Genomic DNA, 14,340 nt, shown 5'->3' on the forward strand with positions numbered 1-14,340 from the left:
ATGCAGGATGTGTTGACCGCGCCCCGATCGAAACCGGGACACGTAAATTTGGTGTTATGCACCTGTCCAGGTCGCGCCTGCCGGGTCGTCGGTGGCAGTGATCCGGTACAAACCCGCTTGCCCGGTCATCGACGGCTCGGCGCTGTAGCTCTCACCGGGCAGAACCAGTGCGGTATCACCGTTGGAAAGGGTGGTTTCGACCTCATTGATCTTGATGCGCCAATGGCCGCTGGCCGGCATCAGAACCACGGGTTTTACAGCCTCGACCTGTTCAGTCACGGCCGAACCGCGTGTAAGGAAATCAACCTCGAAACCGGGCTTGTCCTTGATCAGACCATTTTCGCCGATCACAATCGCCGGCTTGTCCGCCGACAACGCCATCAGGTCCCAGTAGCGGGCGACATATTTGCCTATCACCCCATCAACGGGAACTTCGGGATACGCTTTCAGCTCCTCCTCGGTCAGCAATGGCATGGGCTGCACGTTGTGCGGCAGTTCTTCGCCCTTTTTGCTGTCATAAAGTACGCCGTTATTGCCCAGCACCAGCCCATGGGCCTGCGCGTCCTGAATGACCTGCGGAGCCCAGGTCACACCGCCACCCGCGTCATCGCCACCCAGCATCGACATGATCATGCCATAGTCCTGGCCCACGTTCTCGAACCCGCGGAAGATGCCGGTTGGGATGTTGAAGATGTCCCCTTCTTCGGCGATGAACTCACCTGCGGTCCCGTAACGGCCCCAGAAGAACCGCCAGCGCCCCTTGGCGACAAAGAACACCTCGGCGGTGGTGTGGCTATGCAGCGAGTTACGGCATTTCGGCGGTTGCCCTGCTGCGCCGATGTTGAACCCGATCTTGTCGGTGATGTGGACGTGCTGATCAGGGCTTTCGCTGACGCCGCCGCCAATGATGGTAAAGTTCTCTTTCTGGTCCGAGCCCGGTGTGTGCGCGTCGATGAAAGCGGTTTTGCAGGGCTTCAGTTCGCCATAACGGACGATGCGGCTTTGAATTGTGCTCATTTCTTTCTTCCTTTTGCTTTGAGGTTTGATCGGATCAATCCCCAAGGCCCGGCGGGCGATTGTTCAGCCGCCGGGCGCGCAGGCTGGCGCGGTGGGCGTGGAACCGCCGCAACGCCTGCCCGGCATCCAGATTTGAGACAGGGCGCGACATTTTAGAGATCGCCGGTTTTTAGCAGAATCTGTTTCCAGATCGAGGTTTCGTCAAACAGGGTGTATTCCTTGCGCAGACCCCAAGGACCGAACTCGGCCTGGCTGATACCCAGCACAAAAACCTCGGCACCGGTCGGCACGCCGAAGACACCCCAGCCGTCATGCTTGCCATGCAGCGTCCAGCGGATTGCGGCGCGCGGCGGCATCATCGGATCGTCGCGGCCAATCTGGTGCTGAATTTTGAATTCTGCGTTCGGGAAAGACGCGCGCAGCCCCATCCAGAACCGATCCACCGGCCCCCAGCTATGCCCTGTGGTGCCACCGGGATATTCCGACAGGACGGCGCGGTCATACTCTTCCTCGATTACACCCATATCGGCATTCATGATCCGGGTCAGGATGTCAGCGTATTTCTGGCCCCATTCGTTGTCATTGCCATGGCCTTTATAAGGACCAGGCTGATCGTTTGCGGGCGTGTAGGGCTGAACACAGGCGTCAGGCCCGCCTTCTCGCGCGATCAGGTCACGGGCATATTCCTTGGGTTCCCAGCCCATCTGCCGGACAATCGCACTCTGGTCGCGGATCAGCCATTCATCGTTGATCTGGTTGTTGATGGCATGGCAGTCGGCGAGGATGCGATAGACCAGCTTTTTGCCGGTCGCCTTGCCATAAACTCCGTCGCCCAAATGCGTTGCCGTGGACAGCAGGCGGTGCGACGACAGCATGCCCTCTTCCGGTGTGCCCGACCAGATCACATCCTCGCCAAGCAATGTTCGATCCGGAAACTCGGCCAAAGTCGCCATCGTGGCGGCGATAACCCCCTGATTGCCGACCACAACTGAACCGGGCGAACGCACCACGATATCCGGCGCATAATAGTGGTGCAGGGTGGCAATGCCGCGATCCTCCCAAATCTCTTTGGTGATCCCGATGATATAGTCGGGGAAATCTTTGAATTTGGGATCAAATCCCTTCATGTCTTCCATCCTTCAGGTATGCGGGCCGAGCCGCGAACAATTAGCGGTCCGTCAATTTCGACCCTGCGCGGTCCAGCATCGGAGTCCTCAATCTTGCTGAGCAGAATATCCACCGTTTCCGCGACCATACGGTTGGCGGGCTGTCGAATTGTGGTCAGGTTGTAGGCTGGCCATGAGGCGACGGTCACATCGTCATACCCGATGACCGAAACATCGCCCGGAACAGACAACCCCAATTCGAACCGTAAAGTATCCATCACGGAAATGGCCATGTGATCATTGGCGACAAAAACGGCATCGGGCGGGTCGGAATCGAACATCTTTAGCGTGGCTTGCCGGGCTTCTTCGGCCACAAAATTTCCGACGCCGCGGGCGTGCAGGTTAACACCGGCCTCCTGCAAGGCCGCAACGAAGCCCGTTTCGCGGTCACGCTGGGTGGAGGCGCCTTCCCATCCGGCAATATATCCGATCTTCCTATGCCCTCCGGCCAATAGGAATTCGGCGGCCTTTCGTCCTCCGGCGACGTTGTCGGATGTGACCGCCGACATTGCTGTGTCGTCTTGCGCCCGGTTGAACAGCACCATCGGCACACCTGCGGTTCGGCAGCGGTCGGACAGATCCGACGACAAAGCCACCGAAGCAGCGATGATTCCGTCGACCTGAAAATCGAGTATTTCCTCGACGACACTGTCAATGTTGCCAGCCTGATGTGAGGCCATGAAGATCAGCACGTGGTATCCACGCTCCTGCAAAGCGTTCGTCAGCTTTTCCAGCGCTTCGGGGTAGAACTGGTTGTTCAGGTAAGCCACGACGAGGCCGATGATCCGGCTTTTCCCGGACACCACGGCTCGGGCCAGAACGTTTGGGCGGTAGCCCAGTTCTTTGGCGGCCTTGCGCACCTTTTCCACGGTTTTCTTGGACGCCGATGCACCAGGCGTGAAAACGCGACTGACCGCGGATTGGCTGACCCCTGCGAGGCGGGCAACTTCCATGGATGTAACCTTGTTTGTCGCCATCAGTCTGCCGTCCAACCTCCGTCCACCATCAATGCCGTACCAGTCACCAACGCCGACGCATCCGAGGCCAGGTAAACGACGGCCCCCATGATGTCTTCAATCTCTCCCGGGCGACCAAGTTTGATCTTGTCCAGGATCCAGGCCCGCTTGTCGGGATCGTCGAAAGTCGACTTTGTCAGATCCGTCAGGATGAAGGTGGGGCAGATCGTGTTGACCCGGATCCTCGAAGGACCGAATTCCAGCGCCATCGCTTTTGAGAACCCTTCAACCGCGAATTTCGATGCGCAGTACACGGCGCGTTCGCGACCGCCGACATGGCCCATCTGACTGGAGATATTGATCAGCGATCCGGGGCGACCGGCGTCGAGCAGGCCCTTGGCAACGGCCTGGGTCAGGAAATAAGCCCCTTTGACATTAACTCCCATAACCGCGTCAAAATCATCCGGTCGCGTATCCACGGCCTTGCTATGGCGGGCAAGCCCGGCGGAGTTCAGCAGAATATCGAATGGCCCATTCTGTGCCACGGCTTCAGTTGTTGCCGCCACGTCCGAGACATCCAGTTCCAGAACCTCTGCCAACCAGCCCCGCGCCGACATATCCTGTGCGATGTCCTGCAGCGCGCCGGTACGTCGCGCTGCCAGAGTGACCACAGCGCCATGTTCCGCCAGCGCCACGGCGCAGGCCATACCGATGCCGGACGAGGCTCCGGCAACCAACGCGCGCTTGCCGCTCAGGTCGAAACTGGGTGTGCTGGGGAATTGGGGCATATCAGACCTCGCCGACCGGGAACGGAATTGTGCCCGGAACACGTGCCTTGTTGAACTCGCGCAGGCGGGCAAAGACATCTACGCCCAGTTGCCGGTAGGCGTCCAGCAGATCGACCATGACCCAGTTTTCACGGATCAACCCGTTTTCCAATCGCCAGAAATCAAGGCTGCGCATGGTGATCCGCCTGCCCGAGGGTGCAATGCCCATCCAGCCATCATGCGTTACGGTCTGGATCATGTCGGGCCAACCGGTCACAGCGGCATAGTCGCCATCGCCAAAGAAGTGATAGGTGATCTCGTCCACGTATTTTCCGCGGTCGGGCATACCGTTCAAAAAGGGTATCTGGTGCCAGTTGCGGAAGCCCGCGATGCCGCGCCCCGTTCCAATCCCCGCAGGGCCGTACCAGTTCATGCGCGGATGCCAGAATTTCTCCATCTCCATCACTTCGGGCCCACCTTGACTGGGGTGTTTCTTCAGATGGTTCAGCATATCGACGATATGGGTACACGAGGCCATTGAATTCGCCTCATCCCAAGGCCCGGGCACGATGCCGTCCAGCGTCGCCGGGCCGGGAATGCAAAATTCCAGCCCTAGCGACGGGGCCATCGGCCATGCCCCGGCCTGCATCATCACTTCGGGAATGTCCCAAAGCGTCTGGATCTCGACAATTTTGTCATTTTCGAAGCGGTAGAATTCGTGGAACCGCAAATGGGTCAGATGCCCGGTCGGCGGGATGTCCAGCCAGGGGGTCACGAAGGTCCCAACGTAATGGCCGCCACAGCCGATCCAGTCATTGCCATGTTCCGTAACCCCGCCCATCACGATCCAATCCCGGCGTTCCAAATCAGGCATGGATTTTGAAAGCGGTGCGTAGCAGGTGTCGTAGAGTTCCTGCGGCCCGGTCAGGTCGCCGAATGGATGCGGCATATGGATGACGGCATCGGGCGCAATCACCGCCTGCAACGCGGCGCGGACGCCGCTCTCGTCAAAGTTGTACATGGCCTCGCGCAAGGGCCCGATCAGGGCCTTGTGAGTAGAATGTGTGTCCATTGCGAAATCTCGCATTGTGTTATCTGCTTCTCTTTCAAATTTCGCAACGCCCTGGCGATCCCGGGCGCAAGCTATGTGGCGGTCATGAGGGCGCTTCCGCTGTCTCGCGATAAGTCGCGCCTTCGCCGTAGGGAACGTTGATGCCCCCATAACGCCGGACGCGGATGTTGCATTGCTCGGCATGGCCGACAAAACCTTCCAGCATGCACAGGCGCGAGCCGTATTCGCCGACCATCGTCGCAGCCTCATCAGTGACGACTTTCTGATAGCTGTGCGTTTTCAGGAACTTGCCCACCCAGAGCCCGCCGGTATAACGCCCGGCCTTTTTGGTTGGCAGGGTGTGGTTGGTGCCGATCACCTTGTCGCCATTGGCTACGTTGGTGCGTGGCCCAAGAAACAACGCGCCGTAGCAGGTCATGTTTTCCAGAAACCAGTCATCGCGGTCTGTCATGACCTGAACATGCTCAGACGCTATATCATCGGCCACGTGCAGCATCTCATCATAGCTGTCGCAGACGATGATCTCACCATATTCTTCCCAGCTGACCTTCGCGGTGCCGGCGGTGGGTAGGATACCGAGAATACGATCAATCTCGCTCAGTGTTTCCTCGGCCAGATTGCGCGAATTGGTGACCAAAACACAGGGGCTGTTATAGCCATGTTCTGCCTGACCCAGCAGATCGGTCGCGCAAAGCTCGGCATCGGCAGCGGTTTCGTCGGCGATGACCATGGTCTCGGTCGGACCGGCGAACAGGTCGATGCCGACTCGGCCGAAGAGCTGGCGCTTGGCCTCGGCCACAAAGGCGTTGCCGGGGCCAACCAGCATGTGGACCGGGTCGATGGTTTCCGTACCAATCGCCATGGCGCCGATGGCCTGGATCCCACCCATAACATAGATCTCATGCGCACCGCCCAGATGCATCGCTGCGATCACGGCCGCGTTCGGCTTGCCCTGAAACGGCGGGGTGCAGGCGATGATGCGCGGCACACCTGCGACCTTTGCGGTTGCGACCGACATATGAGCCGAAGCCACCATTGGAAACTTGCCGCCCGGCACATAGCAGCCCACCGACTGCACCGGAATGTTCTTGTGACCCAAAATCACACCGGGCATCGTTTCAACTTCGATATCCAGCATTGAGTTGCGCTGCGCCTGCGCGAAGTTCATCACCTGCTTCTGGGCGAATTTGATATCGGCTAGCTCGCGTTCGGTCAGCGACGCGATCAGGTCGTCGATCTGCTGTTGGCTCAGGCGGAAACTCTCAGGCGAGTAGCTGTCGAATTTCTCCGACAGCTCGCGCACTGCCGCGTCACCGCGGGTTTCGATATCCTTCAGCGTCGCCTCGACAACGGCGCGGGTCTTCGCGTCATCTTCGGCCCGATCGGCTTCGGGTTTGCCGTGTTTCAGATAATCAATTGCCATTGTCCTTATCCTCAATTGTCGGGCCGGGGCGGAGTTTTCTCTCCCCGGTCGAATGCTTCCCAGCCTTCGCCATTGAACAGATCAACGCCAAGCTGCGCGGCGACGTGGGCGAAATCGACATTCACCCAATTGTCGATGATCTTGCCGTCGACGACTTTCCAGAAATCCATATAGCGGATCTCGACCCGCTTTCCGGTCGGGGCGATGCCCAGGAATTCACCGGAATGGGTTGCCTCTTGCCGGCCAAAAGCCGCAGCCCATTCGCCCATGTAGAGGCGCGCTTCGTCGATGCAGGTCTTATCCGAAAAGGCGGCCTGAAACGGGCGTTGCCAGTTTTCCTGAAACTCTTTCAACCCGGTCTTGGTACCGCAGCCCTGATTGCCCAGCCAGCGGAACCCTTCCGAGAAAAACTCACCAATATCGTCGATACGGTGGTCGTTCAGACCGTCGACCATCGCTTCGATTACCGCGCAGGTCTCATCGGTTTTGCTCATGTCCGTGTCACGTGTCAGCACGGCCTGTTCTGGGCGGGAGCCCTTCATATCTCTCTTCCTTTTATGGCTACCAAGGGACTTTCTGTGTGGACTGGGAGGGTCAATCGGCCGTCAGAAAATCCCTTGGCATCCGGTTGAGCGCCGGATGGCGCGCAACGGCGTTATGTCTGGCGGAACAACTCATGCGGGTTGCTCAGCTATTTCGGCAAAAAGGTCGTAACCCAGTTGCAACAGCACATGCGGGATGTCGACAAAAACCCAGTTTTCGACCAGCAGATCGCCCTCGCGGCGCCACCAGTCACAGACCCGCATGAAGACGCGTTTGCCGCTTGCGGGCTGGTCGAGGAAGGGTTTCACCTGGACGCCAGTCAATGAAGGCCAGCCACCCGAGCACACGTAGTGGCCTTCGCCGTATCGGGTGAAATGTGCAGTCATGCCGTTGCCCGCACTACCTCCGGACCAGCCCTCGAAGGCGGCTTCGAATGGCACCTGGAAGCTGGCAAAACTCTCGAGGCCGACGAAAGAACCGAAGGCACCGGGGCCATACCAGACCATGTTTTCATGCCAGTAGGGGCGCCAGGCCTCGTTCTCGGTGGCAAGCCCGGCCAGCATTTCTGTGACTATATGATAGCTCTTGGCGCCCTCGGCAGGTTCTTGCGGGATGGTCAAGATGCCATCTTGGCTGGCTGGGCCATGACTCATGCCAGTGAAGCCACGGGTCTTGCCTGGGCTGTCGGTGATCGGCCATTGCCCAGCGGCCAGCATCAGCTCTGGGATGTCGAAGAAGATATAACTCTCCACCGCCTTGCCATCCTGCATGCGGTGGAACTCGCCGAAACGCAGATAGGCAAGTTCGCCTGTGGCGCGGATGCCTAGCCAGTCACGCGAGAAGCGACCAACGAAATAGCCGGTTGCGCTGATCCAGCCCTGTCCGTTAAATTCGCCGGCCAAGACGATATCGTCGCGCCGAAAAAGCCCGTCGAAGGAAGCACCGAGCGGGGCGATGACATGATTGTGCAGCCCGAGTCCACCCGCGACCTCGTTGAAAGGATGCACCACGTTGACGCGTGCACCGGGGGCGAAGAAGGCGTCAAAGGCCGGCCGAAAGTTGCCAGGATGACGTTGTGCGCCCGTGAATTTCAGAAAGGGTGTACGGTCGAGGATTTCCATTGTCTCTGTCTCTATCGGGTCTGTTCGGGGCGTCTGCGGAGAAGCGCCCCGAACAGACCCGCGCGCATCAAAGCAAATGGAATTCGTCCCGGCCGCCGGGCCCGGCACGCAGCCAAGTTCAGGCTGGCTGCGCGCACATGCGCAGATACGGAGTGAGCATGTGTACGTCCCATTCGTGTCAGCCTTTCACAGCCCCGGCGGTCAGGCCGCCCACAATCTGACGCTGGAAGAACATCACCAGAATGAACAGTGGAACGGTGGCCGAAACCACGGCTGCAACAGCAAACATCACGTTGCCTTCGGTCTGCGTTGTACCGAGGAATGCGGCAATAGCGGGCACCATGGTTCGGTTGCTTTCGGACAGCAGCATCGCGCCCACGGCAAAGTCGTTATAGGCCAGCAGGAATGAAAACAGCCCGGTGGTGATCACACCCGGCCACATCACTGGAATGATCACGCGACGAAATGCCTGAAACTGGTTGCAGCCATCGACCTTGGCGCTTTCGTCCAGCTCACTGGGGATGTTCTTGAAGAAGGAATGCAGCATCCACAATGTGAATGGCTGATTGATCGCCACGAGAACGATGATCGTGGTCGGAAGAACCCCCCAGACATTCCATTCGAAGAAGGGCAGCAGATAGCCCGAGACCAAGGTGATCGGCGGCATTGCGCGGAAAATCAATGCAGTGATCAAAAGCCAGAACGTGTAGTTGTAAGTTGACCGCGACAGGGCATAGCCCCCCAGCGTGCCGATGGTCAGTGAGATAGTAACAACAAAGAAACAGACGATCCCGGTGTTGAGAACATTGCGCCAGAATTCTTCCTTAATCCACGCGCCTTCATACCCGGTCGTCGTGAACGGAGAGCCATAAACAGCTTCGGTCCGGGCGCCGGTCAGGGTGTTGGTCCAGTCGGCAATCGAGAAGAAATCCAACTCGACCTTGAAGGATCCCCAGACCGTCCAGAGAAACGGGAAGGCGGCGAGTATAAACCAAAGGAGCACGAACAGGGACGAGGCGATCCGGAGACTTTTGGGCATTCTTTGTGCGCGGCTAGCCATATTATCGTGCTCCTTTGAAATCGCGCCAGGTGCGGACAAGCACGGGCGACAGAAGAATGGCGACCCCGATTATCGTGATCACAGAGGTAGCGGCTGCGGATGAAAGCTGTCGGGTCTCGCCGCCGAGATCGTAGAAGATGAACGTGCTGAGCGATTGCGCATGTGCCTGTGCGCTGAACCCGATGATCGGTTCAAACACCTTGAAATTGTCCATCAACTGGATCAGCGCAACAAATGTGACCAGTGGCATGAGATGGGGAACAACCACGAATTTAACTTGCTGCCAGCGCGTAGCCCCGTCGATCTGAGCGGCCTCTATCTGGTCTCGAGGCAACGTTTGCAGCCCGGCATAGAACACGACAAAGGCAAAAGGAGCAGCGTGCCATACACCATAAACCATCAGTGCCACCCACATCAGCCCCGTTGACGCCTTTAGGCTGAAATTCGGATCTCCGGCCAAATATACAAGGGCGTTGCCGATTACGCCGCGACTGTCAATCATCCAAAACAGGATGAGCGAACCGATCAGCGGGGTCACGATCATGGGCAGAAGAGAGAAAAAGATCATCAGACCTTTGAGTTGCCTGTGCAGAGAATTGACCGCCAGAGCAATCACCAACCCCAAAACAATAGTGAGCGGTGTCACGACGGCCACGAAGGTCAGCGTAAATGCCATCGCCCGGTAGAACGGCAGATTGCCAAGCTCGGTGAAAAAGCCGCCCCATGTTTCATTCGTGGTCCAGATTTGACCGATTTCCTGTATCGCCAGATGGCCTCGGTTAAAGTAAATGTCCAATCCCACAAACCTGCCCAAAGGTTGCTCGGCGCGAAGCGCTGCAGTGGCCTCTTGATCAACAGTGGTCTCAGTTGTGCATCCGATAAGCGGGGTGCAGTTTTCGACCTCTAACAGAACGGCCGGGTGGGGCGCGAAGATCGATTGAGTCACCACCGAGACAATTGGCATAGCGATGAACAGCAGCATCGCGAGTCCTGTGGGCAGGAAGAACCAAAGGAATGTCTTATGGCGCATGTTGCAATCCTCGCGTAAGTGGGTTTGCGCGGGCGAATATTAAAGGCGCCCGCGCAATGGGTTTCTTATTGCAAGTAGCCTTGCTCGATGGCAGCCGCGCGATAGGCGGCCTCGACATCGGCAAGTGCCTGTTCCGCGCTTTCCTTGCCTTGCATGAAGTCCGCAAGTTCGTTGCCAAGCGCGCTGTGCATCAGACCCATGTAGGGCAGCATCGGATAAGCGGGTGTGCCCATTTTGGCTGCGGCAAAAACGCCTTCGGCATCTGCAGCGGGCTCGTAGCCTTCGATCAGCCAAACCGCTAGCGGCGTGGTCTCATCGTTCAACATGTCCGGGCGGATACCGTGTTTCATGGCGATGAATGTGGCCTCGGCCTCTTCATCCGAGATGTTTTTTCCGACAGTCCAGCCGTCCCACCACAGGGTCGATGCCGGGGTATCCCCGCCACCAACTGTCAGCGGTGCGCCAATTGCGTGACCGTCGATCACCTCTTGCAACACGCCCTCGGTGGTGGTCTGCTGTGACGCACGCGACCCCCACATGTTCATAATTGCAACGTTACCCGCGCGGTATTCAGCGTTGGTTGCGTTCGAGTCATGGGTCAGGAAGTCGGGATTCATGTATTCCGACAACGCTTTCATCATGTTCAGCGCGTTTACGCCGGCTTCAGAATTCACGTTGGGTTCGGCCGTGCCGGGCTTGAAGTGCTGGCCACCATAGCCAAGGAACATATTGTTGAATTCTTGTGCCAGATTCCAACCCGATGCGTAGGCGCCGCCCACCGGATTTTGCATGATCCCTTGCTCGCGTATAGCGCTAGCCACTTCGAGCAGTTCCTCATACGTGGTTGGCACTTCAACACCAGCCTGCTCCAGAACATCCTTGCGGTACATCAGGTGCTGCGCATTGGCCATGAACGCGATGGCCATAATATTGTCGCCAATTTTGATCAGCTGTCCTGGCTGCAGGTCCTGACCATGTTGTTCCACAAGATCGTTTAGCGGGCGAATGACGTCTTCATTCATCAGCGCCACTATCGAGCTGTTGGCGATGATGGCACTTGTATACTCAGACGGGTTTCCGGACAAACCAGCCACGTTGATGGTTTGGTGCTCCGATGTCAGGTTAGATTCTACTGATGCCCCGGTGCATTCCTTGGCACCGGCCGCGACGGCCTGAATGGCCGCAAATTCGTTACCAACAATATTAACCCGACCGTCGATTTCACAGGCATATCCTGCGCTCGCGGCAAAGGCGGCCATCGAGCCAGCCAATGCGATTCTCTTTAGAAACATAAGTATTCCTCCCTGGATGTTTGGGTGCATCTTCGAAGTCTGCACCCTTGTTTGAACCCGATGTGACGGGTACGGATTTTAACGTTTAGCCATTCAAGCGCGCGCCTGTTTGTGCATCAAACAAGTGGCAGTGATCGGTATGGATATGGATCGAAACCTTGTCGTCGATTTCGGCCCGATAGGTCTTGTCGGCCTTAACCGAGACCAGCGCACCACCGATCCGAACCGAGACCATGGTACTGTCGCCCAACAGCTCTTGCGTATAGATCGGTGCATTGATCTCGCCACCACTTTCCACGACATTGGCATCCTCGGCGCGAAAGCCCAGTGTAATAGGACCGTCCGGAGCATTCAGCCCGTGCACCTCGGTGCTTTGGGCCCGGAACACGCCACCCTGAACCTCTCCATCAACAAGGTTCATTGCCGGGTTTCCAATGAAGCTGGCCACAAATGTGTTTGCGGGTTCGTCGTAAATATCGGTCGGAGAGCCGACCTGCTGAACCACCCCCTGTTTCATGATCACCACGCGATCCGCCAGGGTCATTGCCTCGATCTGGTCATGGGTCACGTAAATGGTGGTGACCGCAAGTTCGTGGCTGAGATTTTTAATCTGCGCGCGCGTTGAGACACGCAGCTTAGCGTCAAGATTTGACAGCGGTTCGTCCATTAAGAACACGTTCGGTTCCCGCACAATGGCACGCGCCAGTGCAACCCTCTGACGCTGACCACCTGACAATTCCGCCGGTTTGCGGTGTAGAAAGTCATCCAGCTCGACCATGGCCGAAGCGCGCCGTACTTTTTCGTCATGGGTGGCAGGGTCAATACCGCGAACTTTAAGCGGAAAGCGAATGTTCTCGTAGACGTTCATGTTGGGGTACAGGGCGTATGACTGGAACACCATCGCGACGTCGCGGTCTTTGGGCTCCATGTCATTTACTCGGGCGCCATCGATCAGAATGTCACCCTCGCTGGCGTCTTCCAGACCGGCGATCATGCGCATGGTCGTTGTTTTGCCACAGCCTGACGGACCAAGAAGAACCAGAAACTCTTTGTCGGAAATTGTCAGATCGAAATTGTCGACCCCGACAAATGAACCCCAGCGCTTTCCAACGTTGCGAAGTTGAATCTCGGCCATTGAGTCCCTCCCTGTGGGTCGCCGTGCATACGTTTGCAAAAAGCATAGACAGCAAAAGAAACATCTGGCAAGCTTTTTTTTGCATGCGCATGCAATAGCAGTCCCGGCCGCTCTACAACTTCGCCAATGTAGAAGGTAAGACACTGAAAGAAAAAGATAATGCCCTATCAGACCGAAAAAGAAGTCGTTCTTGAGTACTACAAGGCACTAGGCAACGCTGAAGAATCGGATGTCGCCGACGCCATGTCTGAGTTCTGCGTAGAAGACTACCTGTGGCGTGGGTTTCATCCATTTGATGAGAAGCAAGGCATTGAAGATGTGGCGCAGAAATTTTGGCACCCACTGAAGCAAAGCCTACAGCACCTGCAACGTCGGATGGACGTTTTCATGGCTGGCGAAAACGAGATGGACGGATTCAGTTCGATCTGGGTTGTTTCGATGGGGCATCTCATGGGCCTGTTCGACAATGCATGGCTGGGTATCGCCCCAACAGGGAAGATGGCGCTTCTGCGCTATTGCGAATTCAACAAGGTCGAGAACGGCAAGATCACCGAGACAGCGATGTATTTCGACATCCCTCATCTCATGATGCAGGCCGGGCTGCAGCCCTTCCCTCCCCAGACCGCCGCCCATCTGGTTCAACCCGGACCGATGACGCATGACGGATTGATGTTCGGCCCGCAACCCGCCGAAGAAGGCGAGAATACCCTCAGCACGATTAATGCCATGATATCTGATATCGGCCAGTGGAACAGCGGCCTGAGCCTTGAGGACGAATTGCGCCGGACGTGGTGCGAAGACATGATCTGGTGGGGACCAGCAGGGATTGGTGCGACCTATACGATCGAGCGCTATGCAAAGCAGCACTCAGGCCCGTTCCGCGCATCATTCGTGGACCGTTCAAAGACCAAGCACATTTGCCGCATGGCGGAGGGTCACTATGGCGGCTTTTTTGGCTGGCCGAATTTCAAGGCGCGGCCCACCGGCGGGTTCATGGGCATGCCCGCCACCGACAAGGCCGGTGAATTCCGTGTGATCGACATCTATCGACGCGAGGGTGACAAGCTGGCCGAAAACTGGATCTTTATCGACCTGCTGCATTTCTGGAAGCAACAGGGTGTCGATATTCTGGGGCGCATGGCGAAGGTGCCGCGGACATGATCGGCTGGATCGACGCGCATCACCACCTTTGTGACCTTGAGGCAGTGCACTATCGGTGGCTGATGGCACGCGGAGTGGAAAGGTTCTTTGGCGACCCGACGCCAATTCAGCGGAATTACCTGCACAACGAATTCCGGTCCGAAGCCGCGCCTTGCGGAGTCCACGCCTCAGTCCACATTCAGGTGGGGGCCGAAAACGGTCTGGACGAAGTCAGATGGGTTCAGTCCGTCGCCGATGCCAACCCGGACTGGCCGATGGCGCAGGTTGCGTTCTGTGATCTGACCTCGGTTGACCTGTCCGCTCAGCTTGACGCGTTTCAGGCCCTTCCAACGGTACGCGGCGTGCGCCAGATCGTCGGCCGCGCACTCGGAGAGGATGCGAAGACCGGCACTAATTCTCTACTGGACGATCCGCTTCTTTTGGGCGGGTTGCAGGAAGCTGGTCGGCGCGGTCTCAGCTTTGATCTGCAACTCGTTCCGGGCTTAATGGAGAAGACAGGTGCGGTACTGGCGCAGGCTCCGGAACACGTCTGACGTCAGCGCCGATGTGACAGTTTAGGTCGGTTTGATAAGGGAAGGTTTCTGGCACATCGTAGCC

At 57.5% G+C, this 14,340-nt stretch carries 14 protein-coding genes; 2 read left to right on the forward strand and 12 right to left on the reverse strand.

The features are described from left to right. Window positions 1-54: 54 nt before the first annotated feature. The 12 genes from ACR0D8_RS12505 to ACR0D8_RS12560 all read right to left on the reverse strand — a co-directional run bounded on the left by ACR0D8_RS12505 (window position 55) and on the right by ACR0D8_RS12560 (window position 12,582). A complete protein-coding gene (locus tag ACR0D8_RS12505; RefSeq protein ID WP_480646852.1) occupies window positions 55-1,017 on the reverse strand; it encodes a cupin domain-containing protein in 963 nt (320 codons plus the stop codon). A 152-nt stretch (window positions 1,018-1,169) separates the two neighbouring features. Next, entirely contained in the window at window positions 1,170-2,144 is a 975-nt protein-coding gene (locus ACR0D8_RS12510) for a nuclear transport factor 2 family protein (RefSeq protein WP_480646854.1), read from the reverse strand. Beyond that, a complete protein-coding gene (locus ACR0D8_RS12515) occupies window positions 2,141-3,160 on the reverse strand; it encodes a LacI family DNA-binding transcriptional regulator (RefSeq protein WP_480646856.1) in 1,020 nt (339 codons plus the stop codon). Before ACR0D8_RS12515 ends, ACR0D8_RS12510 begins: the two co-directional genes overlap by 4 nt. Beyond that, window positions 3,160-3,927: an SDR family NAD(P)-dependent oxidoreductase gene (locus ACR0D8_RS12520; RefSeq protein ID WP_480646858.1), complete on the reverse strand. Its 768-nt coding sequence runs from the start codon at window positions 3,925-3,927 to the stop codon at window positions 3,160-3,162. The genes ACR0D8_RS12515 and ACR0D8_RS12520 overlap by 1 nt, the downstream gene beginning before the upstream one ends. A 1-nt stretch (window position 3,928) precedes the next feature. Beyond that, the gene (locus ACR0D8_RS12525) at window positions 3,929-4,978 is read right to left on the reverse strand and encodes an ester cyclase (protein WP_480646859.1); all 1,050 of its coding nucleotides are present in this window, start codon (window positions 4,976-4,978) and stop codon (window positions 3,929-3,931) included. A gap of 82 nt (window positions 4,979-5,060) precedes the next feature. Next, the gene (gene hisD / locus ACR0D8_RS12530; protein WP_480646861.1) at window positions 5,061-6,401 is read right to left on the reverse strand and encodes a histidinol dehydrogenase; all 1,341 of its coding nucleotides are present in this window, start codon (window positions 6,399-6,401) and stop codon (window positions 5,061-5,063) included. Window positions 6,402-6,412: 11 nt separating this feature from the next. Further along, on the reverse strand, window positions 6,413-6,943 hold the full coding sequence (locus ACR0D8_RS12535; RefSeq protein WP_480646863.1) for an ester cyclase: 531 nt from the start codon (window positions 6,941-6,943) through the stop codon (window positions 6,413-6,415). Between the two features lie 132 nt (window positions 6,944-7,075). Further along, the gene (locus ACR0D8_RS12540; protein WP_480646865.1) at window positions 7,076-8,065 is read right to left on the reverse strand and encodes a nuclear transport factor 2 family protein; all 990 of its coding nucleotides are present in this window, start codon (window positions 8,063-8,065) and stop codon (window positions 7,076-7,078) included. A gap of 178 nt (window positions 8,066-8,243) precedes the next feature. Further along, the gene (locus ACR0D8_RS12545) at window positions 8,244-9,125 is read right to left on the reverse strand and encodes a carbohydrate ABC transporter permease (protein WP_480646867.1); all 882 of its coding nucleotides are present in this window, start codon (window positions 9,123-9,125) and stop codon (window positions 8,244-8,246) included. Window position 9,126: 1 nt separating this feature from the next. Continuing rightward, complete coding sequence (locus ACR0D8_RS12550; protein ID WP_480646869.1) at window positions 9,127-10,155, reverse strand: carbohydrate ABC transporter permease; 1,029 nt, start codon at window positions 10,153-10,155, stop codon at window positions 9,127-9,129. Between the two features lie 65 nt (window positions 10,156-10,220). Further along, window positions 10,221-11,447 carry an ABC transporter substrate-binding protein gene (locus ACR0D8_RS12555; protein ID WP_480646871.1) on the reverse strand — a complete coding sequence of 409 codons (1,227 nt, stop codon included), beginning with the start codon at window positions 11,445-11,447 and terminating at the stop codon, window positions 10,221-10,223. Between the two features lie 85 nt (window positions 11,448-11,532). Then, a complete protein-coding gene (locus ACR0D8_RS12560; protein ID WP_480646873.1) occupies window positions 11,533-12,582 on the reverse strand; it encodes an ABC transporter ATP-binding protein in 1,050 nt (349 codons plus the stop codon). A gap of 159 nt (window positions 12,583-12,741) precedes the next feature. Here ACR0D8_RS12560 and ACR0D8_RS12565 point away from each other — a divergent pair, with 159 nt between their 5' ends. Further along, entirely contained in the window at window positions 12,742-13,743 is a 1,002-nt protein-coding gene (locus tag ACR0D8_RS12565) for a nuclear transport factor 2 family protein (RefSeq protein WP_480646875.1), read from the forward strand. Further along, a complete protein-coding gene (locus tag ACR0D8_RS12570) occupies window positions 13,740-14,276 on the forward strand; it encodes an amidohydrolase family protein (RefSeq protein WP_480646877.1) in 537 nt (178 codons plus the stop codon). Before ACR0D8_RS12565 ends, ACR0D8_RS12570 begins: the two co-directional genes overlap by 4 nt. Window positions 14,277-14,340 lie beyond the last annotated feature (64 nt).

It is taken from the genome of Ruegeria sp. BG10 (assembly GCF_056538575.1).